20 protein-coding genes are annotated in these 26,367 nt (G+C 61.6%); 9 read left to right on the forward strand and 11 right to left on the reverse strand.

Annotated elements, in window-relative coordinates; all coding sequences use genetic code 11:
* Positions 1–64 precede the first annotated feature (64 nt).
* Positions 65–1,621 (forward strand): trimethylamine methyltransferase family protein, encoded by a 1,557-nt coding sequence (locus tag GOX53_RS00985; RefSeq protein ID WP_171173117.1) that lies wholly within the window; start codon positions 65–67, stop codon positions 1,619–1,621.
* 60 nt (positions 1,622–1,681) lie between these two features.
* Here the strand turns inward: GOX53_RS00985 and GOX53_RS00990 are convergent, their stop codons facing one another.
* From GOX53_RS00990 to GOX53_RS01005, 4 genes are read right to left on the reverse strand one after another with little or no spacing between them, the layout of a single operon-like run.
* Positions 1,682–3,022 carry an FAD-binding oxidoreductase gene (locus GOX53_RS00990; RefSeq protein ID WP_171173118.1) on the reverse strand — a complete coding sequence of 447 codons (1,341 nt, stop codon included), beginning with the start codon at positions 3,020–3,022 and terminating at the stop codon, positions 1,682–1,684.
* Complete coding sequence (locus GOX53_RS00995; RefSeq protein ID WP_171173119.1) at positions 3,019–4,515, reverse strand: aldehyde dehydrogenase; 1,497 nt, start codon at positions 4,513–4,515, stop codon at positions 3,019–3,021. Before GOX53_RS00995 ends, GOX53_RS00990 begins: the two co-directional genes overlap by 4 nt.
* Before the next feature lie 3 nt (positions 4,516–4,518).
* Complete coding sequence (locus GOX53_RS01000) at positions 4,519–5,436, reverse strand: dihydrodipicolinate synthase family protein (RefSeq protein WP_171173120.1); 918 nt, start codon at positions 5,434–5,436, stop codon at positions 4,519–4,521.
* A 7-nt stretch (positions 5,437–5,443) separates the two neighbouring features.
* Positions 5,444–6,151 carry a GntR family transcriptional regulator gene (locus tag GOX53_RS01005; protein WP_171173121.1) on the reverse strand — a complete coding sequence of 236 codons (708 nt, stop codon included), beginning with the start codon at positions 6,149–6,151 and terminating at the stop codon, positions 5,444–5,446.
* Positions 6,152–6,423: 272 nt separating this feature from the next.
* Between GOX53_RS01005 and GOX53_RS01010 the strand changes: the two genes are divergently transcribed.
* Positions 6,424–7,368 (forward strand): GlxA family transcriptional regulator, encoded by a 945-nt coding sequence (locus GOX53_RS01010; protein WP_171173122.1) that lies wholly within the window; start codon positions 6,424–6,426, stop codon positions 7,366–7,368.
* An 18-nt stretch (positions 7,369–7,386) separates the two neighbouring features.
* On the opposite strand, the gene GOX53_RS01015 is transcribed toward GOX53_RS01010, so the two are convergent.
* Positions 7,387–9,690 carry a Tex family protein gene (locus GOX53_RS01015; RefSeq protein ID WP_254446412.1) on the reverse strand — a complete coding sequence of 768 codons (2,304 nt, stop codon included), beginning with the start codon at positions 9,688–9,690 and terminating at the stop codon, positions 7,387–7,389.
* A gap of 161 nt (positions 9,691–9,851) precedes the next feature.
* Here GOX53_RS01015 and GOX53_RS01020 point away from each other — a divergent pair, with 161 nt between their 5' ends.
* From GOX53_RS01020 to GOX53_RS01040, 5 genes are all read left to right on the forward strand, one after another.
* A complete protein-coding gene (locus tag GOX53_RS01020; RefSeq protein ID WP_171173124.1) occupies positions 9,852–11,327 on the forward strand; it encodes a DUF4173 domain-containing protein in 1,476 nt (491 codons plus the stop codon).
* Positions 11,305–11,982, forward strand: coding sequence for a response regulator transcription factor (locus GOX53_RS01025; RefSeq protein WP_171173125.1), 678 nt, complete (start codon positions 11,305–11,307; stop codon positions 11,980–11,982). The genes GOX53_RS01020 and GOX53_RS01025 overlap by 23 nt, the downstream gene beginning before the upstream one ends.
* Entirely contained in the window at positions 11,970–12,935 is a 966-nt protein-coding gene (locus GOX53_RS01030; protein ID WP_171173126.1) for a HAMP domain-containing sensor histidine kinase, read from the forward strand. Before GOX53_RS01025 ends, GOX53_RS01030 begins: the two co-directional genes overlap by 13 nt.
* Before the next feature lie 73 nt (positions 12,936–13,008).
* On the forward strand, positions 13,009–14,145 hold the full coding sequence (locus GOX53_RS01035) for a tetratricopeptide repeat protein (protein WP_171173127.1): 1,137 nt from the start codon (positions 13,009–13,011) through the stop codon (positions 14,143–14,145).
* A 272-nt stretch (positions 14,146–14,417) separates the two neighbouring features.
* On the forward strand, positions 14,418–16,631 hold the full coding sequence (locus GOX53_RS01040; RefSeq protein ID WP_171173128.1) for an NADP-dependent isocitrate dehydrogenase: 2,214 nt from the start codon (positions 14,418–14,420) through the stop codon (positions 16,629–16,631).
* 61 nt (positions 16,632–16,692) lie between these two features.
* On the opposite strand, the gene GOX53_RS01045 is transcribed toward GOX53_RS01040, so the two are convergent.
* Genes GOX53_RS01045 through GOX53_RS01060 form a run of 4 tightly spaced genes read right to left on the reverse strand, consistent with a single transcriptional unit; the run spans position 16,693 to position 20,122 of the window.
* Positions 16,693–17,883, reverse strand: a complete 1,191-nt coding sequence (locus GOX53_RS01045) for a DegT/DnrJ/EryC1/StrS aminotransferase family protein (protein ID WP_171173129.1) — start codon at positions 17,881–17,883, stop codon at positions 16,693–16,695.
* Positions 17,884–17,898: 15 nt separating this feature from the next.
* Positions 17,899–18,594, reverse strand: a complete 696-nt coding sequence (locus tag GOX53_RS01050) for a PIG-L deacetylase family protein (protein WP_171173130.1) — start codon at positions 18,592–18,594, stop codon at positions 17,899–17,901.
* A complete protein-coding gene (locus tag GOX53_RS01055; protein ID WP_171173131.1) occupies positions 18,591–19,505 on the reverse strand; it encodes a methionyl-tRNA formyltransferase in 915 nt (304 codons plus the stop codon). Before GOX53_RS01055 ends, GOX53_RS01050 begins: the two co-directional genes overlap by 4 nt.
* The gene (locus GOX53_RS01060) at positions 19,502–20,122 is read right to left on the reverse strand and encodes a sugar transferase (RefSeq protein ID WP_171173132.1); all 621 of its coding nucleotides are present in this window, start codon (positions 20,120–20,122) and stop codon (positions 19,502–19,504) included. Before GOX53_RS01060 ends, GOX53_RS01055 begins: the two co-directional genes overlap by 4 nt.
* Before the next feature lie 712 nt (positions 20,123–20,834).
* On the opposite strand from GOX53_RS01060, the gene GOX53_RS01065 reads away from it, so the two are divergent.
* Entirely contained in the window at positions 20,835–22,229 is a 1,395-nt protein-coding gene (locus tag GOX53_RS01065; RefSeq protein ID WP_171173133.1) for a hypothetical protein, read from the forward strand.
* A gap of 154 nt (positions 22,230–22,383) precedes the next feature.
* Here GOX53_RS01065 and GOX53_RS01070 read toward each other — a convergent pair whose 3' ends face one another.
* Complete coding sequence (locus GOX53_RS01070; RefSeq protein WP_171173134.1) at positions 22,384–23,808, reverse strand: FAD-dependent oxidoreductase; 1,425 nt, start codon at positions 23,806–23,808, stop codon at positions 22,384–22,386.
* 164 nt (positions 23,809–23,972) lie between these two features.
* Between GOX53_RS01070 and GOX53_RS01075 the strand changes: the two genes are divergently transcribed.
* Positions 23,973–24,965, forward strand: a complete 993-nt coding sequence (locus tag GOX53_RS01075; RefSeq protein ID WP_171173135.1) for a polysaccharide deacetylase family protein — start codon at positions 23,973–23,975, stop codon at positions 24,963–24,965.
* Between the two features lie 84 nt (positions 24,966–25,049).
* Here GOX53_RS01075 and GOX53_RS01080 read toward each other — a convergent pair whose 3' ends face one another.
* Positions 25,050–26,249, reverse strand: coding sequence for a glycosyltransferase family 4 protein (locus GOX53_RS01080; protein ID WP_171173136.1), 1,200 nt, complete (start codon positions 26,247–26,249; stop codon positions 25,050–25,052).
* Between the last annotated feature and the right edge of the window lie 118 nt (positions 26,250–26,367).

The raw sequence follows: 26,367 nt of genomic DNA on the forward strand, positions 1-26,367 counted from the left end.
CGGAATCCTGCAAGCGATCTTTCCTTGTGGCTGGAACAGTGGCCGCAAGAAGGAGATCGCCGACATGCCCCAACAAGCCACAGCAGTCCGCGCCCGCGCAGGTGGTCGTGCGTCGCGGCGAGCCCTGCGCACCGCGCTGAAATTCGACATGCTGCCTGGGCTGGCCCGCAATATCCCCCTTTGCGAGGTGATGGATGGTAGCCAGGTCGAGCGGATCGACAATGCCTCGATGGATATCCTGGAAAATGTTGGTGTCCAGTTTCGCGACCCGATTGCGCTTGAGGACTGGAAAAGGATTGGGGCGAAGGTGGAAGGGGAACTGGTCTATCTGGACCGTGGCCTGATCCGCGAGTTGATCGCCACCATCCCGTCGGATTTCACCTATCACGCCCGCGACCCGCAAAAGAATGTGCGTCTGGGTGGGCGGCATTCGATCTTCGTGCCGATGACCGGCGCGCCGTTCCTGCGTGATCTGGACGACGTGCGGCGCAACCCGACGCTGGACGATCTGGCGATGTTCCACAAGCTCAGCCACATGATGCCCGCGCTGCATTCCTCGGCCCATCACATCGTGGAACCCTACGATCACCCGATCAGCCAGCGGCACCTGCGGATCACCTATTCGTCGATGAAATACTCGGACAAGACCTTCATGGGCATGACCACCTCGCCCAAGAATGCCGAGGATGTGATGGACATGTGCGCGATCCTGTTCGGAGAGGATTTCATCGACACACATCCGGTTGTCACCGGCAACTGCAACGGCAACTCGCCTCTTGTGTGGGACGAGACCATGCTGGGCGCCATGCGCGCCTTCTGCCGCCGCAATCAACCGGTGCTGTGCTCTCCCTTCGTGCTGGGCGGGGCCAACACCCCCGCCAGCGTTCCGGCCACCGTGGCGCAGCTGAATGCCGAGGCACTCAGCGCGTTGGCCTATACTCAGGTGATCCGCAAAGGCGCTCCGGCAATCTATGGGCACTACCTGTCCACCGTGTCGATGAAGTCCGGCGCGCCGATGGCGGGCACGCCCGAGATCAGCCTGATGAATTTCATGATCGGTCAGATGGCGCGACATTACGGGGTGCCCTGGCGCACCTCGAACACGCTGGGCGGGGCCAAGACCTTTGACGCCCAAGCCGGATATGAAAGCGCCACGACGCTGTCGGCTGTCCTGCACGCAGGGGCGAATTACATCTGGCATTCGGCGGGCTGGAACGAGGCTGGAATGCATTGTTCGGTCGCCAAGTTCGTGGTCGATGCCGAACAGTGCGCCATGGCATATCGCATGGCCGAGGGCCCGAAATGGGACGATTTCGATCAGGCCGTCGCGGCGGTGCCGGATGTGGGCCCGGGCGGGCATTATCTGGGCCATCCCCATACGCAGGAGAACTTTCAGGACGCGTTCTTCATGCCCGAGCTGTTCGACAACAACTCGATCGAACAATGGGCCGCCGAGGGCGAGGTCGAGGTCACCGAACGCGCGCTGAAGCACGCGCGCAAGCTGTTGGCCGAATACCAGGAACCCAAACTGGATGTGGCAACGGACGAGGCGCTGAGGGACTACATCGCCCGACGAGAGAGGGAAATCCCTGCCGCCGATGAGCTGAACCAAAGCTACTGAGACACTCCCCCAACTGGCCCGCCCAACCTGGCGGGCCTTTTTCTTGGGGAGCGACGCGGGTCACTCCTTGCCGGACCGCCATTCTTTCCACATCAGATAGGTATTGGCCCCCAGTGACGCGAAGGGTTCGGGTGGCAGGCGCGTGGGTTTGGGCTGTGCCAGGAAGTGGCTGGCGATATCAGAACCGCCCTGCAACATCAATTCCGCCACGCCCATGCCTTGCAGCGTGCCGCGCGCTGTGCCCAGCCCGTTCTGGCAGCAGGCGGAAAACACGCCCTGATCCAGCTCGCCAAAGGCGGCGGAGCCGTTGCGGCTGAGGCAGAGCATTCCAGCCCAGCGGTGTTCCATGCGGACATCCAGCAGCTGCGGAAACCGCTCGCGAAACTTGCGGTCATGCACCCAGCCCGCATTGCGTAGCCGCATACGGGTGGTTTCGATGGTGGAATGAAAGCTGGCGCAGGTGCGGATCAGGATCCGGTCGCCATAGCTGCCCGAGATGCGGCGAACCGAAGTGCCCATCGGATCGGCCGGGGTGACCGACCAGCGGGGTTCACCGCCCAGCGTTTTGATCTGCGCCTCGGTCAGCGGTTCCGTCATCGAGGCGTAGAGGCAGATATGCATCAGCCGGCGCTGGTAGAAGCCGAAGCTCTCCAGATGACCGTTATTGGCGAGGATGATCCTGCCGGTAGAGACTTTGCCTTTGGGTGTTGCCACGACCCAGCCGCCGCTCTTTCTGTCGAACCCCGTGGCCGGGCTGTTCTCATAAACGTTGATCTGCCCCGCGAGATGCGCAGATAAAGCTCGGATATAGCCCGCCGGTTGCAGCATTACCGTACTCGGAGTGAACAGGCCCGACGTGTAATGCGGAGTGCCGGTCAACTCCTGCATCTGCTGCTGGTCGAGCATTGTTGAGGGCTCGCCCAACCGCTCGAGATGCTCGGCATAATCCCGGTTGTGCCGGTCGCCCGACCGGGTTGCGGCGGCGTTGATCTTGCCGCTGGGGTCGAACATCTCCTGCGGCAGGGCGCAGTCGGCGGCGACCTCATGGGCAAAGGTGATTGCCCTGCGGTTGAGCGCAATGGCGGCCTTGTCGGCGTCCAGCCCCTGACCGGCGTAATTGTCGGAGGACAGATCATGCGGCAGGTCGATCATGAAGCCCGAATTGCGGCCAGCGGAGCTTTCGGCAAAGCGCCCGGCTTCCAGCAGGGCCACCTTCAGCGTGGGGTCGATCTGGTGCAGTCGGCGCGCCGCCGAGAGGCCCGCAAAACCGCCGCCGACGATGGTAACGTCGGCGGATTGGTCCTGCTCGAGAACCGGCAGGGCCGTCTGCGGCGGCAGGATGGCGTTCCAGCCCGCCGCTCCGGTCTGCCGGGGCAGCCGTTTCGCGGTGTAGCGGTTCAAGCAACGGCCTCGTCAGCGTCGTCAGCCAGATCGATCCAGATCGTCTTGAGCTGGGTATATTGGTCATGCGCATGCACGCCATTGTCGCGCCCGCCGAAGCCGGATTGCTTGTACCCGCCGAAGGGGGTCGAGATATCGCCCTCGCCAAAGCTGTTCACCGTCACGGTTCCCGCCCGCAGCATACGGGCGCCACGAATGGCGCGCTTGGCGTTGGCGGTGAAGATCGACGCGCAGAGGCCGTACTCGGTGTCGTTGGCGATTTGGATGGCTTCGTCGAAGCCCGACACTTCGATCACGCTGAGGACCGGGCCAAAGATCTCTTCGCGCGCCAATGTGGCGTCGTTGCCGGGGACCTCGACGACTGTGGCCTCAACAAAGCCCTTCTCGGCCTTGCCGCCCAGAACGATGTTGTCCGCTTGCGCCAGATAACCGCAGACCTTGTTGAAATGGCCCTCGCTGACCAGCGCACCCATGCGGGTTTCCGGGTTCAAGGGATCGCCCGTGTTCCACTGCTTGGCGTGATGGGCGATACGGTCCAACAGCTCGGGTTTGACGTCCTTGTGCACGATCAAACGTGAGCTGGCCGAGCAGTTCTCGCCCATGTTCCAGAACGCACCGTTGACAACATGCTGCGCCACCCGGTCGAGGTTTTCGGCGTCGTCCATCACGATGGCCGGGTTCTTGCCGCCCATCTCCAACACGACCTCCTTGGCGTTGCTTTCCGCCGAATAGGTCAGAAAGCGTTTGCCGGTCACGGTCGAGCCAGTGAAGGACACCATGTCGATATCCATGTGCCGCCCGATGGGCTCACCCACCTCGGCGCCACCTCCGGGCACCACGTTCAGGACGCCGCGCGGCAGGCCGGCCTCCATGGCCAATTCCGCGACACGCAGCGCGGTCAGTGTGGTCTCCGCCGCCGGTTTCACCACGACCGAACAACCTGCGGCCAGCGCCGGGCCGATCTTCCAGGCCAGCATCAGAAGAGGGAAGTTCCACGGCAGCACCAGGCCCACAACGCCGATGGGTTCACGCACCACCATGGCGATGTGATCGTCCGAGGCGGGCGAGACCTGATCGTAGATTTTGTCGATGGCCTCGGCGTGCCATTTCAGGCAGTGAATGGTCTCGGGTACGTCCACGGTTTCGCAGTCATAGATGGTCTTGCCGCTGTCGAGGCTTTCCAGCACCGCCAGTTCCCGCGCGTTGCGGGTCATCAGCTTGGCGAGGCGGATCAACACATCCTTGCGGTCCGAGGGGTGCATTTTCGACCAGCGGCCATCGTCAAACGCCTCACGCGCCTTGAGCACGGCGAAATCCACGTCTTCGGCGCCGCAGGCGGCGATGTCAGCCAGTTTCTCGCCGGTGGCCGGGTTCACCGTCTCGAACGTGTTGCCCGACGCGGCGGGCCGAAAGCTGCCGTCGATGAAGGCGCCGGTGGGTAGGGTCAGGCCTGCGGCGATGGATTGGTATTCGTCCTGTGTCAGCAGATCCATGTCTCAGCCCTCCGCCACGATATCGGCAATTGCACGCTTCAGAATGCTTGTCACCTGTTCCAGCGCGCGCTTGTCATCCTTGTTCAGCCCTTTGAGCGGGGACCGAACCGGCCCGGCGTCGAGCCCGTTCATGGTGACGCCATGCTTGATGGTCTGGATGAACTTGCCGCCCTGCTCCAGCACCCGCATCAGCGGCATCATCGCCGACATGATCCGGCGGCCTTTGGCGAAATTCCCCTCGACCACACAAGCGTTGTAGAGCGCTACATGTTCCTCGGGCAGAAAGTTCGAGCCGCCGCAGACCCAGAACGGCGCGCCCCAGGCGAAGAACTCCAGCGCCTGATCGTCCATGCCGCAGCCAAGCTGGATATGCGGATAGTCGCGGGCCAGCAGGTGCACCCGGTTGATATCGCCCGAGCTTTCCTTGATGCCGCAGAAATTGCGGCTGCGACCCACGCGGTCCAGGAAATCCGGGCCCATCATCGTGCCGGTGCGGTGTGGGTAGTTGTAGAGCATTACTGGCAGGTCAGCGGCCTTGTCGATGGCCAGCGCGTTCAACGCATTCTCACGGTCGGTCGGCACCGAGTAGGGTGGGCTCGCCAGCAGGATCGCGTCGGCCGCCATCTCGCGGGCACCGGTGGCCAGCGCAATGGAGGCCTCGGTCAGCATTGCCCCGGTTCCGACCACCAGCGGTAGCTTGCCCGCCGACCAGTCACGCGTGAATCGCGCCAGTTCCAGCCGTTCCGCGACTGTCTGGGCATAGTTCTCGCCGGTCGAGCCGCCGGAGATCAGCCCGTGCACGCCCTTGTCCACAAGAAAGTCGATCACGTCGGCCAGCGCGTCCCAGTTGACGCGGCCATCGTCGTGATAGGGCGTCACGACGGGGGTGTAGATCCCCTCGAACCTGAAAATGGGGGTCATCGGGTCCTCATGCAGTGGAGCGGGGCAGGGCGCCCATCGGCACGTCCAGCGCCTCGGGCATGACGAACATCTCGATCCGGTCGCGCGACAGGTTCCAGTGATCCTCGGCCAGTTGCGCGGCGGCGGCATCGTCGCCGGTTTCGATCGCTGCAATGATCGCGTCGTGCTGGGCGCAGGCCTGTGACACGCTTTCGACCATGCGGGCATCGGCGGGCCGGTAGAAGGTCATCGAGATACGTGCATGGTCGATCAGCAGGCGGTTGAACGATGGCAGCAGATAGACATTGCCCGCCATCTCGCCGGTGATCTCGTGAAACCGGTTGTTGGCCAGAGCGCGATCCTCGCCCGAGCCGCGGCGCAGGGCCTGCCGGAAGGCCTCCTGCGAAGCCTTCAGGGCCTCGATCTGTTCGGGCGTGGCGTTCAGCGCGGCCAGCCGCAGGATCGCGCCATAGATCATCGGGGCGGCCAGGAAGAAATCGCGCAGTGTGGTGTGGGACATCTCGGACACCCGCGCGCTGCGGTTCTGGCGTAGATCCAGATACCCTTCGCCCGCCAGTTGCCGGAACACCTCGCGTAGCGGCGTGCGGGACAGGCCGAAGGCATCCGAGAGCTGCGCTTCGTCCAGATCGTCGCCGGGTCGCAGGCGCATGGTGAGGATCGACACCTTGAGGTGCTCGCGCAGCTCGTCCTTCCGGCGTTTCGCTTCGTCCTTCATCGAATGCCCTTTTGAGTTTGGTTTGGTTGCGGAATGACGAATCGCGCTATGGATGCCATTTCAGATGCACGATAGATAAAATACATATTGTACACAATAAGAACTTAGCTAGAGTACATGCTGGATTCTGGTGAGGATCGAAGAGTGTCGAAACTTCTGCGAGTGCTGGCTGGACGATGCCCGCGTCGCTGCGGAATAATCCCGGCATTATCGTCCGTCATATGCGGGGCAGCCTGATGCGAACTGCGTTCAGGCAGGAGGGAGCGGGGCTCATGACCCAACATTTCGCCTTTGTGCTGGTCGAGGAGTTCTCGCACCTGGCCTTTTCCTGTGCGGTCGAACCCCTGCGCATCGCCAATCTGGTCAGCGAGCAAGAGCTTTATCGCTGGTCCTTCGTGTCGGAGCAGGGCGAAAGGGCGGTTTGTTCAAACGGCTCGGTAACGCTTGTCCATCACGGGTTCGACAACGTGCCCAGATGCGACCGGTTGTTCGTCCTGTCGGGCATCCATATGCGCAACCATGTCACCAAACCTCTGCTATCCGCGCTGCGCCGGGAAAAAGCCCGGGGCACGCGGATCGGGGCGCTCTGTTCCGGGGCTTGGGTGCTGGCCGAGGCCGGGTTCCTCGACGGAATGCAGGCGGCGATTCACTGGGAATACCACGACAGTTTCATGGAGGCGTTTCCCGAGGTGAATCTGGTCCGCAGCGTGTTCGTGGCGGACGAAAAGCACGTCACCGCGTCCGGCGGAACGGCCACGGCGGATCTGATGCTGCACCTCATCGAACGCGACCACGGCTATGACCTGTCCGTCGCTGTGGCGGATCAGATGGTCTATAGCGCGGTGCGCAATGCGACGGCCGAGCAGAAAGTGTCGCTGCAGTCGCGCAATGGGATGCGCAACACGCATTTGGCGCGGGCGATCCAGCTTATGCAGGATCAGATCGGCGACCCGGTGTCACCCACTGTTATCGCCGAACGGGTCGGCATTTCGACCCGCCAGCTGGAACGGCTGTTCGGCAAGTATCTGAACACGTCGCCCAAGAAATACTTCATGGAGATGCGACTGGACCGAGCAAGAAACCTGCTGGTCCAGACGGAATCTTCGGTCACCGATGTGGCCTTTGCCTGCGGGTTCGAGAGCCCGGGCCATTTTTCGCGCGTCTATAAGGCGGCATTTGGGATCAAGCCTACGCATCAGCGCGACCGGTTGACCTGAGGGGGGGTATTCTACGCTTTATCTTTTGCGGAAAGCGTCCTGCAGGGCGGCGCCCAAAGCACCGGTTTGCGCGCCGCCGCCCTTCGGGGCAGCCTTCGTTGGGCCTTTGCCACGCTGCTTGCCGCCGCCCGGGCCACGCGCGTTGCGATCCTCTCGGGCCGAGGCACCGCCATCCTTGCGCATACTCAGCCCGATGCGTTTGCGGGGTACGTCCACCTCGGTGACGCGGACCTTGACCACCTGACCGGTCTTGACCACCTCATGCGGGTCCTTGACGAAGCGATCGGCCAACTGGCTGACATGGACCAGACCGTCCTGATGCACGCCGATATCGACGAAGGCGCCAAAGGCGGCGACGTTGGTCACCGTGCCCTCCAGCACCATGCCGGGTTTGAGATCGGTGATCTCTTCGACCCCGTCCGTGAAGGAGGCGGTCACAAAGCTGGGGCGCGGGTCGCGGCCGGGTTTTTCCAGCTCCGACAGGATGTCCCGCACGGTGGGCAGGCCGAACTGGTCATTGACGAACTGCTCCGCTTTCAACCCTTTGAGGGCGCCAGTGTCGCCCATGATCTGCCGGATATCGCGGCCGCAGGCCTGCACGATACGACGGGCAACACCATAGGCCTCGGGGTGGACCGAGGACGCATCCAGCGGCTCGGCGCCGTCACGGATACGCAGGAAGCCTGCGCATTGCTCAAAGGCGCGGGGGCCGAGGCGGGCGACCTTGAGCAGATCCTGCCTTGAGGAAAACGCGCCGTTCAGGTCGCGATGCGTGACAATGGCTTCGGCGAGGCCCGGTCCGAGACCCGAGACATGGGCCAAAAGCGGGGCCGAGGCCATGTTCAGGTCCACGCCGACGGCGTTCACCACACCCTCAATCACCGCCTCCAGCGATTGCGACAAGCGATGCTGGTCCACGTCGTGCTGGTACTGGCCGACGCCGATGGATTTGGGCTCGATCTTGACCAGCTCTGCAAGCGGGTCCTGCAGGCGTCGGGCGATCGACACCGCGCCACGCAGGGAAACATCCAGATCGGGAAATTCGCGGGCGGCGAGTTCCGAGGCGGAATAGACCGAGGCGCCAGCTTCGGACACCACAACCTTGGTGGGCGCCTTCACCGTTTTGGGCAACAGTTTCAGCGTGTCGGCCACCAACCGCTCGGTTTCGCGGCTGGCGGTGCCATTGCCGATGGCAATAAGTTCGACATTGTGTTCGGCGATCAGCTTGAAGATCGTGGCCTGCGCCCCGCGCAGATCGTTCTTGGGCTGAAACGGGTAGAGGGTGTCGGTTGCGACCAGTTTGCCGGTGGCGTCGACCACGGCGGCCTTCACACCGGTGCGGATACCCGGGTCGAGGCCCAGTGTCGGGCGCGGACCCGCCGGGGCGGCAAAGAGCAGGTCCTTGAGGTTTCGGGCAAAGACCTGAATGGCTTCTTCCTGCGCGCGGGTGCGCAGATCGGCCATCAGCTCGACCATCATCGACAGCGACAGTTTCACCCGCCAGGTCCAGCCCGCCACCTTGCGCAGCCACTTATCGCCCGGCCCATCGCCCCGGGTTTCCAGATGGGACGCGACGATGGCCTCGGCCCGCGCTGCGCCGGTTTCGGGCTCGGGCGCGATGTCGAGCGTCACGATACCTTCTTTCGAGGCGCGCAGCATCGCCAACGCACGGTGCGAAGGGACGTTGGCCCAAAGCTCGGAGTGATCGAAGTAGTCACTGAACTTTGCGCCCGCCTGCTCCTGTCCTTCGATCACTTTCGAGGTCAGATAGGCCTCGCGCTGCATGAAGCTCCGCAACTCGCCCAGAAGGGTTGCATTCTCGGTCAGCCGTTCGGTGATGATGTCCCGCGCGCCATTCAGCGCGTCCTTGGTCGTGGGCACCGCTTCGGTCACATAACCCTGCGCCAGTGCCTCGGGATCAGCCATGCGCTCGGCGAGGATGGCATCGGCCAGCGGCTCCAGCCCGTTTTCGCGCGCGATCATCGCCTTGGTGCGGCGCTTGGGCTTGTAGGGCAGGTAGATGTCTTCGAGCTGCGCCTTGGTCTCGGCCTGCGCGATGGATTTGATCAGGCCGTCGGTCAGTTTGCCCTGGTCCTTGATCGAGTTCAGGATCGTGTCGCGCCGTGCCTCAAGCTCGCGCAGGTATGTCAGCCGGTCGGACAACGTGCGCAGTTGCGTGTCGTCCAGCCCGCCCGTCATCTCTTTGCGGTAGCGGGCGACAAAGGGCACGGTTGCCCCCTCGTCCAGCAATTTGACCGCAGCGCCGACCTGCTCGGGGCGGGCGCTGATTTCCGTGGCGATGGTGCGGGCGATGCGGTCCAAGGGAGGTCCTCCGAGGCTGTTGGAGGGTCTTTGTAGACAGCGGCGAAGGTGAGGGAAAGAGGATCTGAGAAAATCCGTATCTGCACATCTTCTGCACATGTGTTGCGCGGTGGTCTGCACGCAGGGCGGGCAGGTTGGCGGCGGCAAGAATGGAGCAGAATATGGGACAGTTTGTTGTTCGGGGCGTACCTGCCTCGGTGGTGCAGGACAGTTGGTGGCTGGACTCGCCGGGTGATCGGCCTGAGCGGGAAGATGGCGGGATAGCAAAGGGACCATGGAGCGCTGGCGGCGGATTGGCGCTGCTGGTGGCTTTGGCGGATGTGTTGTTTCTCGATTACCTGCCGGGCGTGTCGCTGGCGGTGTTTGCTCTGGCTGTCGGGGCGGTTGTGTGGGTGCAGCTGGGCCGGGTGCGGGGCATGGTAGGGCCCGTGGTGCTGCTGGGGCTGAGTGCCCTGCCCGTGGTTGAATACGTACAGGCGCTTTCGGTTGCGTTCCTGCTGGGTGGCTCGGTGGTGGCGCTGTGCTGGGCAGTGCTGGGTCGTGGCGAGGACCTGAGCTGCGCAGTCTGGCGGTTTCTTGGACTCTTTCCGGTGCTCGGTTTGTGGCAGGCCCGGCAGATGGCGCGAGAGGCTCGAAATACGCTGCGCGCGGGCGGGGCGGGCGCGCAGGTTTGGCAAAGTTGGGCCTTTCCGATGGGCGGCGGGCTGATTTTGGGCGGCTTGCTGATTTCGGCCAACCCGGTACTGAGCGACGGGCTGGAGCGGTTTTTCGATGCAGGTATTCGGGTTGAGCGGGTGCTGTTCTGGCTTGGCGCGGCCCTGTTGATCTGGCCCGTTCTGGCGGTTGCGGTCGAGACTCGGCTGCTGGCGCCCAAGGCCGGTCCCCATCGTCCGCGTCGGATGCCGGGGCTTGGGATCAATGCCGCGTCGGTGGCGAATGCGCTGATCCTGTTCAACCTGCTGATGGCGGTGCAAACGATGATGGATGCGGTCTATCTGTGGGGCGGGGCGGCCCTACCCGATGGGATGAGCTATGCGCAATACGCTCATCGCGGCGCCTATCCGCTGGTGGCAACCGCGCTGCTTGCCGGGGCTTTTGCGCTGGCCGCGCGCCCGTTTCTGCACGAACGGCGCGGCTTGAGGCCGCTGGTCCTGCTGTGGCTGGGGCAGAACGTGGCGCTGGTCATCTCGTCGCTTCTGCGGCTGTCGCTTTATGTCGAGGCCTATGGGTTCACCTATCTGCGGGTGCATGCGGGGATCTGGATGGGGATCGTGGCCGTGGGACTGTGCCTGACAGCCTGGCAGATCCTGTGCGAGAGGCCGAACCGCTGGCTGTTGCTGCGCTGCACCGTCTTGGGGGTGGGTGTTCTCTACGCCTGCTGTTTCGTGAACTTTGCGGCCCTCATCGCGCGGGAAAACCTGCGGCAAACCGAGCGGTATGATGCGTACTATGTCTGTCTGTTAGGCCCGATGGCTGCGGCGGAACTTGCGGCCGCGCCGCATATTGCAGGTTGCGAAGCCCAGCCGCCAAGGATCGGCAACTGGCGCGAATGGGGGTTTCGCGCGGATCGGGTGATCCGTAGTCTGGCCGTCGCAACGGAACCGGAGAGCCCGCATGAAGATCCTCGTCGTGGATGACGACCCACGCCTGCGAGAGCTGGTCTCAATCACGCTTGAGCGGGCAGGGTTTCAGGTCGTCACCGCGCGGGACGGGCAGATGGCGCTGACCCATGCGGCGCGTGAGGCCCCGGCGCTGGTGGTGCTGGACGTGGGGCTGCCCGAGCTGGACGGGCTGGAGGTGTGCCGCAAGCTGCGGGTCCGGTCAGATGTGCCGATCCTGTTCCTGACGGCCCGGGATGATGAGATCGACCGCATTCTGGGGCTGGAACTGGGGGCGGACGATTATGTCACCAAACCCTTCAGTCCGCGCGAGCTGGTCGCGCGGATCAAGGCCATCCTGAAGCGGGCGCGCCAGCCCAACGGTCAATCCGTGCTGCGGCATGGACCGTTGGAGGTGGACAGCGCCGGTCATATGGTGCGGGTCGATGGCGCGGCGCTGGCGCTGACGGCGACCGAGATGTCGATCCTGCGGCGGCTGATGCAGACGCCTGAGATGATCGTGTCGCGCCCTCAACTGATCGAGGCGATTTATGGCGTTGGATCCCAGGTCTCGGACCGGACCCTCGACAGCCACTTGCGCAACCTACGCCGCAAGTTGGGCGAGCAGGGCTGGGCCAGTGCGATCGAGACGGTGCATGGGATCGGACTCAGGATGGGTGCATGGCCCGGCTGAGGCGGAAATGGCGGCCCTCGCTGGGGTTCGTGCTGGGCGGAGGGCTGGCGGGGACGCTGGCCTTGTCGTTGCTGGGGTTGGTGGCCCTGCGCTATCTGGGTCCCGAAATCGGGTTCCGCAGGGCCGCATTGCTGCTGGCGGTGTTGATCGGGCTGGCAACGGCGTTTCTGGGATATCTGTTGGTCCGGTTGCTTCTGCGCCCGATCACGGCGCTTGCCGATTATGCGGCGGCGGTGCAGCGCGGCGAGACGGGCAGGCCGCCCAGCCACTTCGGCACGCAAGAGTTGTCCAGGCTTGGCGCAGCGGTGCTGGACATGACCGGCACGTTGCAGCGGCGCGAAGCCTCGATCCGCAGTTTTGCCGATCACGTGACGCATGAGTTAAAAACGCCGGTGACGTCGATCAGGGCGGCGGGCGAACTGTTGCAGGACGCGCCCGGGCTGGGGGCGCAGGACGCTGCGCTGGTTAGGCAGATGCTGGGAGCCGTGGATCAGATGCAAGCCCACTTGCAGGCGTTGCATCGAGTGACGGCAGCGCGTGCGCCCGAGCATCACGGGCAGGTGCGGCTGGACGATCTTGCTGATGCATTGCGCGACGATTTTCCTGGGCTGGATCTGCAGATTGAGGGCGGCAGGGAATTGATATCCTTGGCGGAATCTGGATTGAGCATCGTGCTGCGGCATTTGCTGAACAATTCTCAGCGACACGGTGCCACGCGGGTAAAGCTGACCGCCGAGCCGGGCAGGCTGGTGGTTCAGGATGACGGGCCTGGGATTTCCGAGGGCAATCGGGACCGCATCTTCGCGCCCTTTTTCACCACGGCGCGCGAGGAGGGTGGCACCGGCATGGGCCTCACCATCGCCACCAATCTTTTGGGCGCACATGGGGCGCGGATCGTGTTGATGCCTTCACAGCAAGGCGCACGGTTTGACATCCAGTTTCCGGCGGCCTGACAGGTCTTTCACTTGTTATCTACCACAATCGTTACTACCTGAAGGGGAGTACTTCACAACAGAAAGACCCTGAATGCGAATACGCCTTATTGCTTTGTTCATTGCCATCGCCGCCGTTTTTCTTGCCTCCACAGATGCGTTGCGATCATCAAACCGATACGCCGATCTGGCGGCGACATGCCAAAGCAACTCGGCCACGCCCAAGGATGTTGTGAACGCCTGCACCTCGCTGCTCGAAGTCGAAGGCTTGTCGCCTGCGGATAAGGGCTTGTTTCTCAGAGAGCGGGCTTGGGCACATCAGTGCAACAGGCATTATGAAGATGCGATTGCGGATGTTGACCAGGCGCTGCAGTTGCAGCCGGAGAATGTGCGCAATTGGGTCTGGCGGGCATATATAAATGCCTCCAGTGGAAACCTCGCCGCCGCTACGGAAGATTTTGACCGGGCTTTGACGATCAAGCCGGACAGCACCTATGTGCTTTGGAACCGGGCCAAGCTGCATGTGCGCCACGAGGAACACCAGAATGCATTGCGGGACTATGAACGTATTCTGGAAATTGATCCGAACGCCTCGAATGCGGCAAAGGCGGTGATCAACATTCGATACGGCATGGCCGAATACTCCGATGTGATGAAACTTCTCAGAGACGCCAGCCTTCGCTGGCCCGATCGTCCTTGGGTTCATCGCTATTTGGCGTTCATGCATGTGATTTACACGCAGGAACTAAACAGCGCGTTGGATGCCGGTATCGAGTGGTCGCGTCTTGAGCCCAGCGCGTTCAGTGAATTGTTCTGGCCGGGATTAATCCACCTTAGACTTGGTGACCGGAACACAGGCATCAGTTTTGTTGAACGATATGCAGGAAGGACCCGGCGGGAGGCGTATTCCGACAAGATTTGGTACGATCATTATTGGAGTAGCCTCAGCGTAAAGATTGTCCTGGGCGACAGCGTGGAGCATATGTATCGCGGGATAGCATATTCTCAGATCGGCAGGCCTGACCTCGCGCGCAAGGAGTTTGCTCGTTTCGTGGCAGACACGGGACGGCACGGGCGAAGAATACTACTGAAAGTTATCGCTTGTGCTGGCGTTCCCTTTAGCTCGGAAGAAAGAGCAAATTCTCGCCAGCACCTCGACAACATTGTGGAGCGCTATATCGAACTTCTTGGAGACTCCATGCCGATGATCTCAGTCGAGAAAGAGGTGTAGCGACCGCACACCGCCTCTCAGATGTGAAAAGTTTGGTTTGAACCCCGTTGCGCATTGCCCAATTCGCAGGCAATCGCGCGGTTTTGCGCGAACTGGGTCAAAATGCGCGCCTTGGGTCGATTGAAACACGGCGCGCAGTGATTTAAGGGGACGGTGTCAAACAGAGTCGCTTGGGCTCGGCGGAGAAGGCGCCGACCCTCCCCGCGCTGCGCACGACGCAGCCCCACTCCTGGATCGCACGCCCCTGAAAGGCTTAAAAAAGGTAAAGGAATATGGCAGATAAATCGAACTTCGACGTATTGTATACCATTGTAGACGAAGCGCCCGAGCTGGCCTCGGCGTCCTTTCTGCCCATCATTCGCAAGTTCGCATCGGCGGCTGGCGTGAGCGTCGGCACCAAGGATATCTCGCTGGCGGGCCGTATTCTGGCGACATTCCCCGAAGGGCTGACCGACGCGCAGAAACAGTCGGACGATCTGGCGGCGCTGGGTGAACTGGTGAAAACGCCTGCGGCCAACGTAATCAAGCTGCCGAACATCTCGGCCTCGGTGCCACAGCTGGTGGCGGCGGTCACCGAGTTGCAGGGGCAGGGGTACGATATCCCGAACTATCCAGAAGAGCCCGAGACCGACGAGGAAAAGGCGATCCGTGCGCGCTATGACGCCATCAAGGGCTCGGCGGTGAATCCGGTCCTGCGCGAAGGCAACTCGGACCGTCGCGCGGCGCGGGCGGTCAAGAACTACGCTCAGAAAAACCCGCATTCGATGGGGGCTTGGGCGTCGGACAGCAAGACCAAGGTCAGTTCGATGCCGGGCAATGATTTCTACGCCAACGAGAAATCGGCCACCATCACAGCCGCGCAGGCCGGAGATGCGAAGATCGAGTTTGTCGCCAAGGATGGCAGCGTCACCGTTCTAAAGGATGGCTGGCCGCTGGACGAGGGCACCGTGGCGGATGCGACCTATATGTCGGTCAAGGCACTGTCGGCGTTTCTGGCGGATGCCATCGCGGACACCAAGGCCGACGGCACCATGTTCTCGCTGCACATGAAGGCCACGATGATGAAGGTTTCGGACCCGATCATCTTTGGTTACGCGGTCAAGGCGTGGCTGGCGCCGGTGTTCGAGAAATTCGGTGCCGAGTTTGAGGAACTGGGCGTGAACCCGAATTCCGGCATGGGCGACCTGCTGGAACGTGTTGCGGGCAACGCAGACATCATGGCTGCCATCGAGGCGGTGAAGGCGGATCGTCCGTCCATGTATATGGTCGACTCGGATCGCGGCATCACCAACCTGCATGTTCCCTCGGACGTGATCATCGACGCTTCTATGCCCGCCGTGATCCGTGCTGGCGGCAAGGGCTGGGATGAGACCGGAGCCAAGGGCGACACCAACTGCGTGATCCCGGACAACTGCTATGCGCCGGTTTATGACGAAAGCATCAAGTTCTTCAAAGCCAACGGCGCGTTGAACCCTGCGACCGCAGGAGCCGTCGCCAACGTGGGTCTGATGGCGCAGAAGGCCGAGGAATATGGCTCGCACCCAACCACATTCCAGGCACCTGCGGGTGGTACCATCCGCGTTGTGTTGGCAAGTGGCGAGACGCTGCACAGCCATGAGGTCGAGGCCGGGGACATCTGGCGCTCCTGCACCGTCAAAAAGGCGCCGATCGAGAACTGGATTCAGCTGGCGATGGACCGTCAGCGCCTGACCGGGTCCGAGGCGATTTTCTGGCTGGACGCAAACCGTGCTCATGACGCGCAGCTGATCGCCTATGTGAAGCCTGTGCTGGAGGCCGCCGGGGTGGCGGACAAGTTCCAGATCATGGCGCCGCGTGAGGCGACCCGTCAGTCGCTTGAGACCATCACTGCGGGGAACGACTCGATTGCCATCACCGGCAACGTGCTGAGGGACTATCTAACAGATTTGTTTCCGATCCTGGAACTGGGCACCAGCGCCAAGATGCTGTCGATCGTGAAGCTGATGCAGGGTGGCGGTCTGTTCGAGACCGGCGCCGGTGGTTCGGCGCCAAAACACGTGCAGCAACTGGTTGAGGAAAATCACCTGCGCTGGGACTCAATGGGCGAATTCTGCGCGCTGGGAGAATCTCTGAACTTCCTTGCGGATGCGCAGGGCAACGCCAAGGCCGGTGTTCTGGGCGCGGCGGCCGAGGTGGCGACGCAGGGCATTCTGGACAACAACAAATCGCCCAGCCGCAAGGTCGGTGAGCCGGACAACCGCGACAGCCACTACTGGTTTGCCCGCTACTGGGCCGAGGCGCTGGCAGCGCAGGGCGACGATGCCGAACTGGCTGCGCATTTTGCTCCGATTGCCAAGGAACTGGCCGATGGTGAGGCGCAGATCCTGTCGGAGCTTGCTGCGGCTCAGGGCAAACCGGCAGATTTGGGTGGGTACTATCACACCGATCCCGCCAAAACTGCAGCCGTGATGCGCCCGAGTGCGACGCTGAACGTCATCATCGGCTGAGCCCATTTCTGCAAAAAAAAGGCGCCCGGAGCAATCCGGGCGCCTTTTGCGTTCTTGCCTATCAGGCGTGTGCCTTTTTGCGCGGGCTGTGCGCCATGGCCCGATCCATGACATCGAGCACACACTCGGCAAGTTGACCGATCCGGTGGTGCGACCAGGTGGGATCGACCAAAAACGCCAGGCTGGTCTCGCCAAGTTCCTGCGCCACCGGCAGCGGCTGTTTCGGGCCCAGACCGCGCTTGCGGAACGTGCCCTCGCGATAGATCTCGGAACAGCTGCCCGAGAAGGCCGGGAAGCCCGAGGCGATGATCTCGGCGACAACGCGATCCCGGCTCCAGTCCGGGGCCAGCGCTTCGGGCCGGACAAAGGCGTAGAACCGGTAGTAGGCGTGGGTCACGTCCTCGGGCGGCATCGGCACGCGCAGGGCGCTGCTGCGTGACAGGGCATCAGCCAGAATGTGAGCGCTGGTGGTCCGGTGCGCGCGCCAGTCGTTCAGGCGGGTCAGCTGCACCCGGCCAAGTGCGGCGGCAGGGCCGGACATACGTAGATTGGTGCCCGGACCCGCGTCATGCAGCCAGCGGAATCCGGGCGGGTGGTCGCGGTTGAACACGGTGTCGTAATCCTTACCGTGATCCTTGTAGCTCCACGCCCGCGACCAGAGGTCGTCGTCATTGGTCAGCAGCAGCCCCCCTTCGCCACCGGTGGTCATGATCTTGTCCTGACAGAACGAGAACGAGCCGAAGGTGCCGATGGTGCCAATATGCCGGTCACCGATCATCGCACCATGCGCCTGGGCGCAATCCTCGATCACCCATAGCCCGTAGGTACGGGCCAGGTCCATGATGCCGTCCATGTCGCAGGGCCAGCCCGCCAGATGCACCGGAATGATGCCGCGCGTGCGGGGGCCGATCAGCGGCGCGATGGTTTCCGGCGTGATGTTCTGCGTGTCCGGATCCACATCGGCAAAAACCGGGATGCCGCCTGCCAGCATGACCGAGCTTGCCGAGGCGATGAAGCTGCGGGGCGTGACGATCACCTCGTCCCCCGGGCGCAGTTGCAGCGCCTTCATCGCGGTGTCCAGCGTCACCGTGCCGTTTGCCATGGCGATGGCATGGCGGGCACCGGTATAGGCGCAGTATTCCGCCTCGAAGGCCTTTACATCCGGACCAGTCCAGGCATTGACCTTGCCCGAACGAAGCACATCAGCCACGGCGCTGATCTGCTCCTCGTCATAAACGGGCCAATGTTGCATTGTAACTCCCCCTCCTCACACAACAGTTCTTACCAATACAAACCCCTCTGCTGCCGGACGGTGCACCGTCGCCCCGCGCAGGGTCGCCAAAGCCCGCAGGCTTTCGACCGAGCGTTCATGCGGGGCCGGTTTGACCTGGCTGGCAAACAGGCGAAATGCTTCGAGCTTGCGCTCGAGCGTGCCGGAAATGTCGACAAAGACATTCGGCAAAAATGGCGGTGTCAGATACGGCGCGTTCCAGTTGGTCTCGGACAGCGTCTCGTATGCGGCAATCGTGGTCGGATACTCCGCCTGATGCGGGCGGCTGGCGACCAGCGTCGACAGAAAACTCAGCTGATGGTCCAGATGGATGTCGCCGGGATGCGGTGCCAGCACCAGGCCGGGCGCAAGATCGCGGATCAGCGTGCCGAGGCCGGCGTTGAGCGCCCCGTGCGGCTGCTCGGCCAGTTCGGCGGCAGGAAAATCGAGCCAGTGGGTATGGGTCACGCCCAGATGACCATGTGCTGCGGCCGCCTCGGCCTGAACGGTTGCAATCTGGTCCTGGCTGAAGCGGGGTTGTTGGCCCCGTGTGACGATGGCCACATGCACCTCGCGACCCTCGCCCGCTAGCCGGGCGATTGTGCCGCCCGCACCCAGCACCTCGTCATCCGGATGCGGGGCCACCACGAGCACGGGGCCGCCATTGGTGTTGATGAAGTCAGTCGTGCTCATGCGGCGGTTCCAAGTTTCGAGTGCAGGGCAGGTGGCTTGTCCGCGCCCGACCAGTCGAGAATGTCGATGCAGCGCCCGTCGCCGCAGGCCACGGTAAAGTTTTGACCGTCAATGGCCTGCACCTGACCGGGCAGGCCGATGTAATAACCTTCGCGCGGGGTGTGGCGGACGGCGGTCAGCACCAGCCGTGTGCCGTCGCTCATGTCGGTGAAGGCGCCGGGATAGGGCGGGCCCGCAGCGCGGATCAGGCGATGGATCTCGGCGGCCGGACGGCTCCAGTTGATATGCCCATCCTCGGGCCGCCGCCGGGCACAGATGCTGATGCCGGTCTCAGGCTGCGGAGCTGCCGGGATGTCGCCGCCTTCGATCTGGGTCAGAAGCTGCGGCAACAGTTCGGTCAATGCCTGCAGCGCGCGGTCGTAGAGTTCGCGCGCGGTTACCGTTTCGGGGTCGACCGCGTACCGGGCCTGCGCCGCGATCGGACCGTCATCGGCGCCTTCACCCAGCCAGAACAGAGACGCGCCCACATCGCTTTCGCCCAGCAGCACGGTCCATGGGATCACGCCACGCCCGCGCAGACGGGGCAGGGCCGAGGGGTGGAACCCGATGCAGCCCAGCTTTGGGATGGCACGGAACTCGGGTCCGCAAAGCTGCGACCAACCGATGACCAGAATAAGGTCGGGCTCGGTCGCAGCGATTGCAGCGATGGTGCCGTCCCAGTCGCTTTTGGCCGTGTAGTGAACCGGCACATCGTAACGCTCGGCCACCGGAGTGAGATCCGCAAAATCGGAGTGCCGGTGCGCCAGTTCAGACGGCAGCGTCACGACTAGTTCGGGGGCGTGCCCGGCTGCACAAATCGCCGAGAGCGCTACATGCGATCCCTCGACCGCGCCGACGAACACGGTCTTCATGCCGGAGACTCCTGCAATGTAGGGTGTCCTTCGGCGGCCAGCCAGCGGGCGGCCTGGTTGATCCGGTCATGGCGGCGGCGCTCACCGCCGAGCGCCACGCCAATGGTTTCGATCAGGATTTGAATATCCAGCCCCAGCGAGCGATGGGCCACATACCACAGATCAAGCTGCAGCTTTTCATCATTGGAAAGGGCCGTGTTTCCGCTGACCTGCGACCAGCCGGTAAGACCGGGCCGGACCGAGCAGCGCGTCTGGCCAGCCGCCGCAAACGCCTCAATGGTTTCGGGCAGCAGCGGGCGGGGTCCGACGAGCGCCATGTCCCCTTTCAGGATCAGGAGAAGTTGCGGCACTTCGTCCAGACGCAACCGGCGCAGCAAAGCAGTCGCGGCGGTTTGACGGTCGGCGTCGGGCAAAAGCGCGCCTTCGGCGTCTCGCGCATCACTCATGCTGCGCAGCTTGTGCAAGAGGAATGTCCGCCCGTGAAGGCCCGCGCGTGGTTGGGTGAAAAACAGCGGGCGACCCAAGGTTCGCGCCACCACAAGACAGGCGAGCAAAAAGAACGGCAAAGCCAAAACGCCAGCCACAATGCAAATAAGAACTTCCAGTACCCTGTTCACAATCTAATCCGCAATTACAAAGCCTCCGCAGCGACATCCATCACCCGGAGACAGAAACTCAGAACTTACGTCAGAAAGACCCCCTCTCGACGCGAACGAAAAAATTTGCCGTTATTTTCAAACACGAATCTAACGGATAAAAACAATATTAACTTGTACGGAATCGAGGCTTTTTGCAAGTTTTGAAAGAGGTACGCTGCGGATTTCGTTGGTGGCGTGCGAGCAGTGTACGGCGGATTGAACCGCGAGATGTTTGGCTGGGGTTTGGCCGTCGAGATTTGGCTGACCATTGGCGCGGAGATCTGTGCCTCGCTGGGTTCGTGTGAAGGTGGTCGACGAAGATTTTGTTGTGTTTTGGTAATGGGTTGAGTGGATTTGAGCTAGGTATTTCGGATCGGGCGCTGCTTCACGGGTGGACGTCGGTGCACGGCAAGAGTGCAGGGCTCACCGCGCGGTGCCAAAGGTTTGCTCCGGATGGTCCGGACGTTCTTGCACCTTGTTTTCACACGAAAAATTGTTCGCCTCTCTTGTCAAGAGATGTGTCTTTGCGATGGTAAGCGTGGTTGAATCACACCGATGATCGATTTGGTTCCAAACCCGGCCGCACTACCGGTAAGCCAGACGCCATGAAGTTGCGCACAACTTGGGCCCGGGACAGATTGGAGAGATGGTAGTGATTGCATTGATGAGTGGTTTTTCAAGGGTGGTCCACGTGGCCCATGCATACCTTGTCCGTCTTCGGTTGTCTGCGGCACTGGTGATGTCTGTGCTGGCGGGCCAAGTGGTCGCCGAGGTCGCATTTCCCGGAGCCGAGGGTTACGGAGCCGGCGCTGTAGGCTGGAAGGGCGGTGAGATATTCACCGTCACCACGCTCGCAAACCACGGCCCCGGCTCATTGCGGCAATGTGCCGAAACTGCGCAAACGCCGCGTGTCTGCGTTTTTGCCGTGAGCGGCACCATTGATCTGCATAGCCCGCTTCGTGTTGGTTCGAACACTTACATTGCCGGTCAAACCGCACCGGGCGGCGGCATACAGTTGCGCATCGTCAAGGGGCGGTCGGGCACGTTGGTTTTGAAGAATGCACATGATATCGTCATTCGGTTTCTCAAGGCCCGGCCCGGCCCCAGCGAAGAGATGTCTCCGACGGTTGATGCTGTGACCATCGAAAATGGGCAGCGAATTTATCTGGGCAACCTGTCTCTGGGCTTCGCCACGGATGAGACATTCAACGTCCACGTCTCGAATTCCACCGCGGCGGACATCACGCTGGCCGACAGCATCCTCGCGCTCAGTTTGGACGATTCAACGCATCCGAAAGGGCCGCACTCCAAGGGCGCGCTGTTATGCTCGGCCGAAGGGCGTGGAAATCAGTGCGGGCGGATTTCGGTGCTGCGGAATCTGTTCGCTCATCATCGTGACCGCATACCCGACATCAAAGGTACTGAGATCGGTCCGATCGAGGTGATAAACAACGTTTTTTATAATCCGATCAGTCAGTTCGGAGAGTTCTATGATCTTCTTGGGGATGTTGCCATCGCCTATCTCGGGAACATTGCGTTGACTGGTCCCAACACCGTTCGCAAGACGCCCGAGGCGGTGCAAGTGTTCGAATGGGAGGACAACAACGCCGTCTCGCTGTGGGCAGAGGATAACGTAGCCGGGACCCCTCCCGGGTGTCGTCGTAGGAGCGTGGATGTCCTCGATGAGACTGCCCAGGCGCGTCAGGTTACCCCCGGCAGTTGGACACTGACAACCCGGCCAATGCCTTCGACTGAGGTTCTGGAGTCGCTGCTGACCCGGGCCGGGGACAGGATTGAGGGACGCCGGGCGCTGGATTCACTGGATGAAACCGTAATCGAAGATGTGCGCAACTGCACCGGAGAAGTAATCGACCGGGTGGAGCAGGTCGGGGGCTGGCCTGAGATTTCAGCAGGCGACCTCTCGGCGGTGAAAGACAGCGACGGAGATGGTTTGCCGGATGCGTGGGAGCAAACGCGGGATGGGTTGGACCCAACACAAGCCGATGATCCTTGGGACATCGATGCTGTCAGTGGCATGAGCTATGTCGAGACCTGGCTGGCCGCGATGGCGGGCGACGAAAGGTAGTTTGTGTTCGTCGCCGGAAGCCGGTTTGTGCCGTTCACCTCGAACACAAAGCGCGCGAGCGAAGTGAAGGCCTCCTTCAAACTGAATGCGTGATTTCAACATCTTGCACGCTCAAAAGCCGTGCCCACGGATTCAATAAGAAGAAGGCCCAGTTCTATTCGGCAGCAGCAGCCTGAGCCGGTATCCGATCCTCCTGGCGTCTGGTCGGATCTGCCACACGGTCGAAATAGGTCCGGTCATTGGACGCAATTGCGCGTGCGGCCTGAATGCCCGCAAGGCTGGCCCAGTCCGCGCCCGGACGATTCACATGGTAGATACCCTTGAAGGTTCCGACCCGTTCGAACAAGGCTGATCTGTGTGCCGACTGCTGTTCACGCCAACTGGCTGCCGCGTTTGTTCGTGGCATGTAGAGAACATGCGCGCCCAGAAGATCCTTTTGGTCTATGAGATCGACCGAGGCCATTTCGGACTGAGCCAGCTCAATCTGTTCATCCTCGCTCATGGACAGGATCGGGTTGTCACCTGCGCAAAAATACTCAACGCACAGGCACGAGTGACCGTCCGGCACCATACCTCCGCCGAATGCCGCGAAGTTTGTCACGCGGCCGCACTGCAGATCGGGGTCATTCACCTCAAGCCAGGCGTGCTCAAAACGGGGTGGCGCTTTGAGGAACAGGTAGACCAGCAGAACCGCCCTGTTGGACTCTGGTCCCGGAGGAGGCGGTGCGCCGCCGGGGATTTCCTCGGGGTCCAGCATCGCCCACAGCTGTTCAATGGGCAGGCTTGAAATCACGTGATTCAGGACGCGCTCATGATTTTCATCATCGTGTGTCCAGTTGACCCGAACCGTGCCGTCCGGCTGCAGGTTCAGATCCGTCACCTCGGCGTCAAAGGCGATTTGCCCGCCCATTTCCAGATATTGGTCGGCCAGCCCTTCGAACAACTGCCCGGTTCCGCAGCGGGGATGACGCCATGCAATCTGACGTGAAACCCCACCGCGCCGGGCCATCTGAAAGGTCTTTTTGACGGAACTGAGAAGACCGCCGCCATCCTCGCCCAGCGGATCCGATTGCGGAGGCGGCATTGCCGCCCATGTCGCACCGCGAAACTTCTCCCAATAGCCCTGCGCCAGAATACGGGCAAAGGGGCCGCCGACGCGTCCGTACCAGAAATCCTTGTAATTTGCGGGCTTGCGCAGGGCGCCGCGGACCCAACCGGCAAGCATGCCGACCCCGCCGGTCACCAGCCAGGGCAGGGGCATGCCCCGGAACTGTCCGCGGTACCGGCCCGACATTTCGACGATGTGGCCACGATAGAGGCTGCCGACCCGATGCGGGTATGGTCCATAGTCCTCGCCCAGAACCCCTTCCCACTGTTCGTCGATCTCGGGAAAGCGCGCGTAAAGCTCCTTGCGCCCCAGATCCAGAATGAAATCCCCCCAGCGCGGCGAACGCATCAACCCGCCAACCTGGTCGCCTTTTTCGAGAATCAGAGGATTTCGGCCTTGCTTCTTCAGTTCCAATGCTGCGCTCAGACCGGCCGGGCCCGCGCCGATGATAAGAGTGTCGTACTGTGTCAAACTGTTCACCAACTGTTAATAATCTGATGCTCGCAATATGGCATCGATAAAAGAATGCGCGTTTCACAAAGCACCTTATCAAAGAATCAGATTCTTGGTAGGTTGCTTGCGGTAAAAAACCCATTTTTTTGTTAGCTGATTGAAGAGATGTGTAGATGGTTAAGGTGAGCAGGTCTTTAGATTTTGGCAATCCGGGCGGATGCGTGCTATCGCTGGACTACGAACTGCTCTGGGGTGTGTACGGTTCACACACAAAAGAGACCTACGGCGCCAATATTCTTGGTGTGCGCGAGGCGATTCCGAGGCTGCTTGAGCTGTTCGAGCGCTACAAGGCAGGGTGCAGTTGGGCCACTGTCGGGTTCCTGTTCTACGACAATCGCGAAGAATTGCTCGCATCGTTTCCGTCCATCAAGCCGACATTCCAGAATCGCAGAAACTGCAACTACACGTTCATCGACAATATTGGCGCCGACGAGAAGAGCGATCCGTATCACTTTGGTTTCTCGCTGCTGCGCAGAATTGCCGAGACGCCGCAGCAAGAGATCGCGACGCACACGTATTCTCACTACTATTGTCTTGAAGAGCAGTGCGATCAGGCCGCGTTTGCCGCTGATATGGATGCGGCGGTGACATCGGCAAAGCGTCTGGGCGTCACGCTGGAAAGCATCGTCTATCCCCGAAACCAGGTCTGTCCGACAACCTTCGATATCTGTCGCGAGCGCGGCATCACGGTCTATCGCGGTGCCGGTCGGCATTGGTTCGACCAGCCGTCCGCGCGTGAAAGCGAAAGCCTCGGGCGCCGGATCAGCCGCCTGTCCTACAGCTATCTGCCGTTAGGACGGTCCGGCGTGGTTGACGTAAACCATCATGACGGGATGACGGATGTGCCCGCCAGCCGGTTCCTGAGACCCTATTCGCGCCGGTTCCCGAAGGCGACCGCGCTTCAGCTTGAGGCGGTCAAGCGCGATATGCGCCGGGCCGCACGCGAGGGTCGCATTTTCCATCTGTGGGCGCACCCGCATAACTTTGGGGTCAATGTGAACGAGAACATGGACCTTTGGGAGGCGGTTCTGGTCGAGTTCGCAGCCTTGCGCGATCAGTATGGCTGGCCGTCGTTGACGATGGCCGAAGCGGCAAAGGCCAGCGTACAACTATAGCTGGCGTGTGCCTTCATGCAGGAAGGCATAGGAAAGCCCGGTCACTCAGCCCAGTGAAAAAGGCTTTCATGTCCTGCGGGATGCTCAGCTTGCTTGTGTAACCCCGGTGCACCCCGGCTGGCCGTGCTGTAGCAGCTTGCGATAGATCTCGCAGATACTTTCCACGTGCCTCTGCCGACCGTAATTCTCGGCGGCGTTCTTGTGGGCGGCTTCGGTGACGCGATCAAACAGCTCTGGGCTGTCCAAGAGCTGTTTTGCAGGCCCGGCAAATGCGGCGGGATCATTGGGGCACACGAGAAAGCCGGTTTTGCCGTTTTCTATCGCTTCAACGTTCCCGCCATGCAATGTCGCAATGACGGGTGTGCCCAGATACATGGATTCGATCAGTGTCCGGCCAAAGGGCTCGTTCAGCGCCGAGATCAGCAAAGCATCCATTCCGGCCATGCAGACGTCAATCGGTTGCCGGAATCCCATGAGATGGATCTGGGGTTCGATCCCGAGTTCCGCCGCCTTGCTTTTGGTCCGTTCGTCCAGCTTGGACTCCTCGTCGGCAACACGTCCAAACAGAAGCCCGTGAACCGGGCGGTCCTTTACCGCGTTCTGAATGGCGGCGATGGTTTCGACGAAGTGGACCGGGCGTTTGCGCTCGGTCAGGTTGCCGAAATAGCCGTACAAGACGGCGTTTTCCGCCAGCCCAAGCTCGGAAATGAGCGCCTGTTTCGCTTGCATGCGATTTGGAATCTCGGGCGGAAAGTCAAACGGGCTCCGCACCACCGAAAACTTGTGATCCACGGACCGGATCGGTTTTGACGGTTTGGAGAAGTGGGACACGCTTACGATGTGATCCGAAAACAGCGGCGCCAGTTTGTTGATGCCAAAGGCGGTTGGATCCTGCCGATGGTGCCAGATATGGATGCGCCCGGACAGTTTTGTCGGAAGCACCCAGTTCGTGTGCATCCGCCCTTCGTTGGTATGCACGATGGCCGGGTTGATCCGCTTTAGTACCGATTTGAGCTTCCAGACAGATGACATGCAGTACTGGGCGACGGTTGCGTCGTTTTCCCGACGTTTGCCCCGAACGGCCAGCAAGCTCGGCTCGTGCAGAACCTCGTGCTTGAGACCCAGAGACTGCGCATATTCTCCGATCACGCCACACTCGAAATGACAAAGTACGTGCGGTTCGAACACGTTTCGATCCAGTGAGGCTGCGAGGTTCATGGCCGAGACATGGCTGCCACCCATCAGGTCGCCGCCAATGAAGGGGAACAGCACCTTAGCTTTCATGAGTCTCACCACTGCGACATACGCCGTTTTCCTGCCTGTTTAAAAAGGGCAGTTCCGCTCTGTTTTCTTTTGCTTTGCCCCCAACAATATGTCGGCTGATCATATCGGAAACGGTTGA

The organism is Ruegeria sp. HKCCD8929 (assembly GCF_013031405.1).
GTDB lineage: Bacteria > Pseudomonadota > Alphaproteobacteria > Rhodobacterales > Rhodobacteraceae > Ruegeria.

Excerpts from the sequence above, each read along its gene's own strand:
- GOX53_RS00985 (WP_171173117.1), top strand. The coding sequence starts at position 65 with ATGCCCCAACAAGCCACAGCAGTCCGCGCCCGCGCAGGTGGTCGTGCG.
- GOX53_RS00995 (WP_171173119.1), bottom strand. The coding sequence starts at position 4,515 with ATGGATCTGCTGACACAGGACGAATACCAATCCATCGCCGCAGGCCTG.
- GOX53_RS01000 (WP_171173120.1), bottom strand. The coding sequence starts at position 5,436 with ATGACCCCCATTTTCAGGTTCGAGGGGATCTACACCCCCGTCGTGACG.
- GOX53_RS01005 (WP_171173121.1), bottom strand. The coding sequence starts at position 6,151 with ATGAAGGACGAAGCGAAACGCCGGAAGGACGAGCTGCGCGAGCACCTC.
- GOX53_RS01010 (WP_171173122.1), top strand. The coding sequence starts at position 6,424 with ATGACCCAACATTTCGCCTTTGTGCTGGTCGAGGAGTTCTCGCACCTG.
- GOX53_RS01020 (WP_171173124.1), top strand. The coding sequence starts at position 9,852 with ATGGGACAGTTTGTTGTTCGGGGCGTACCTGCCTCGGTGGTGCAGGAC.
- GOX53_RS01025 (WP_171173125.1), top strand. The coding sequence starts at position 11,305 with ATGAAGATCCTCGTCGTGGATGACGACCCACGCCTGCGAGAGCTGGTC.
- GOX53_RS01030 (WP_171173126.1), top strand. The coding sequence starts at position 11,970 with ATGGCCCGGCTGAGGCGGAAATGGCGGCCCTCGCTGGGGTTCGTGCTG.
- GOX53_RS01035 (WP_171173127.1), top strand. The coding sequence starts at position 13,009 with ATGCGAATACGCCTTATTGCTTTGTTCATTGCCATCGCCGCCGTTTTT.
- GOX53_RS01040 (WP_171173128.1), top strand. The coding sequence starts at position 14,418 with ATGGCAGATAAATCGAACTTCGACGTATTGTATACCATTGTAGACGAA.
- GOX53_RS01045 (WP_171173129.1), bottom strand. The coding sequence starts at position 17,883 with ATGCAACATTGGCCCGTTTATGACGAGGAGCAGATCAGCGCCGTGGCT.
- GOX53_RS01050 (WP_171173130.1), bottom strand. The coding sequence starts at position 18,594 with ATGAGCACGACTGACTTCATCAACACCAATGGCGGCCCCGTGCTCGTG.
- GOX53_RS01055 (WP_171173131.1), bottom strand. The coding sequence starts at position 19,505 with ATGAAGACCGTGTTCGTCGGCGCGGTCGAGGGATCGCATGTAGCGCTC.
- GOX53_RS01080 (WP_171173136.1), bottom strand. The coding sequence starts at position 26,249 with ATGAAAGCTAAGGTGCTGTTCCCCTTCATTGGCGGCGACCTGATGGGT.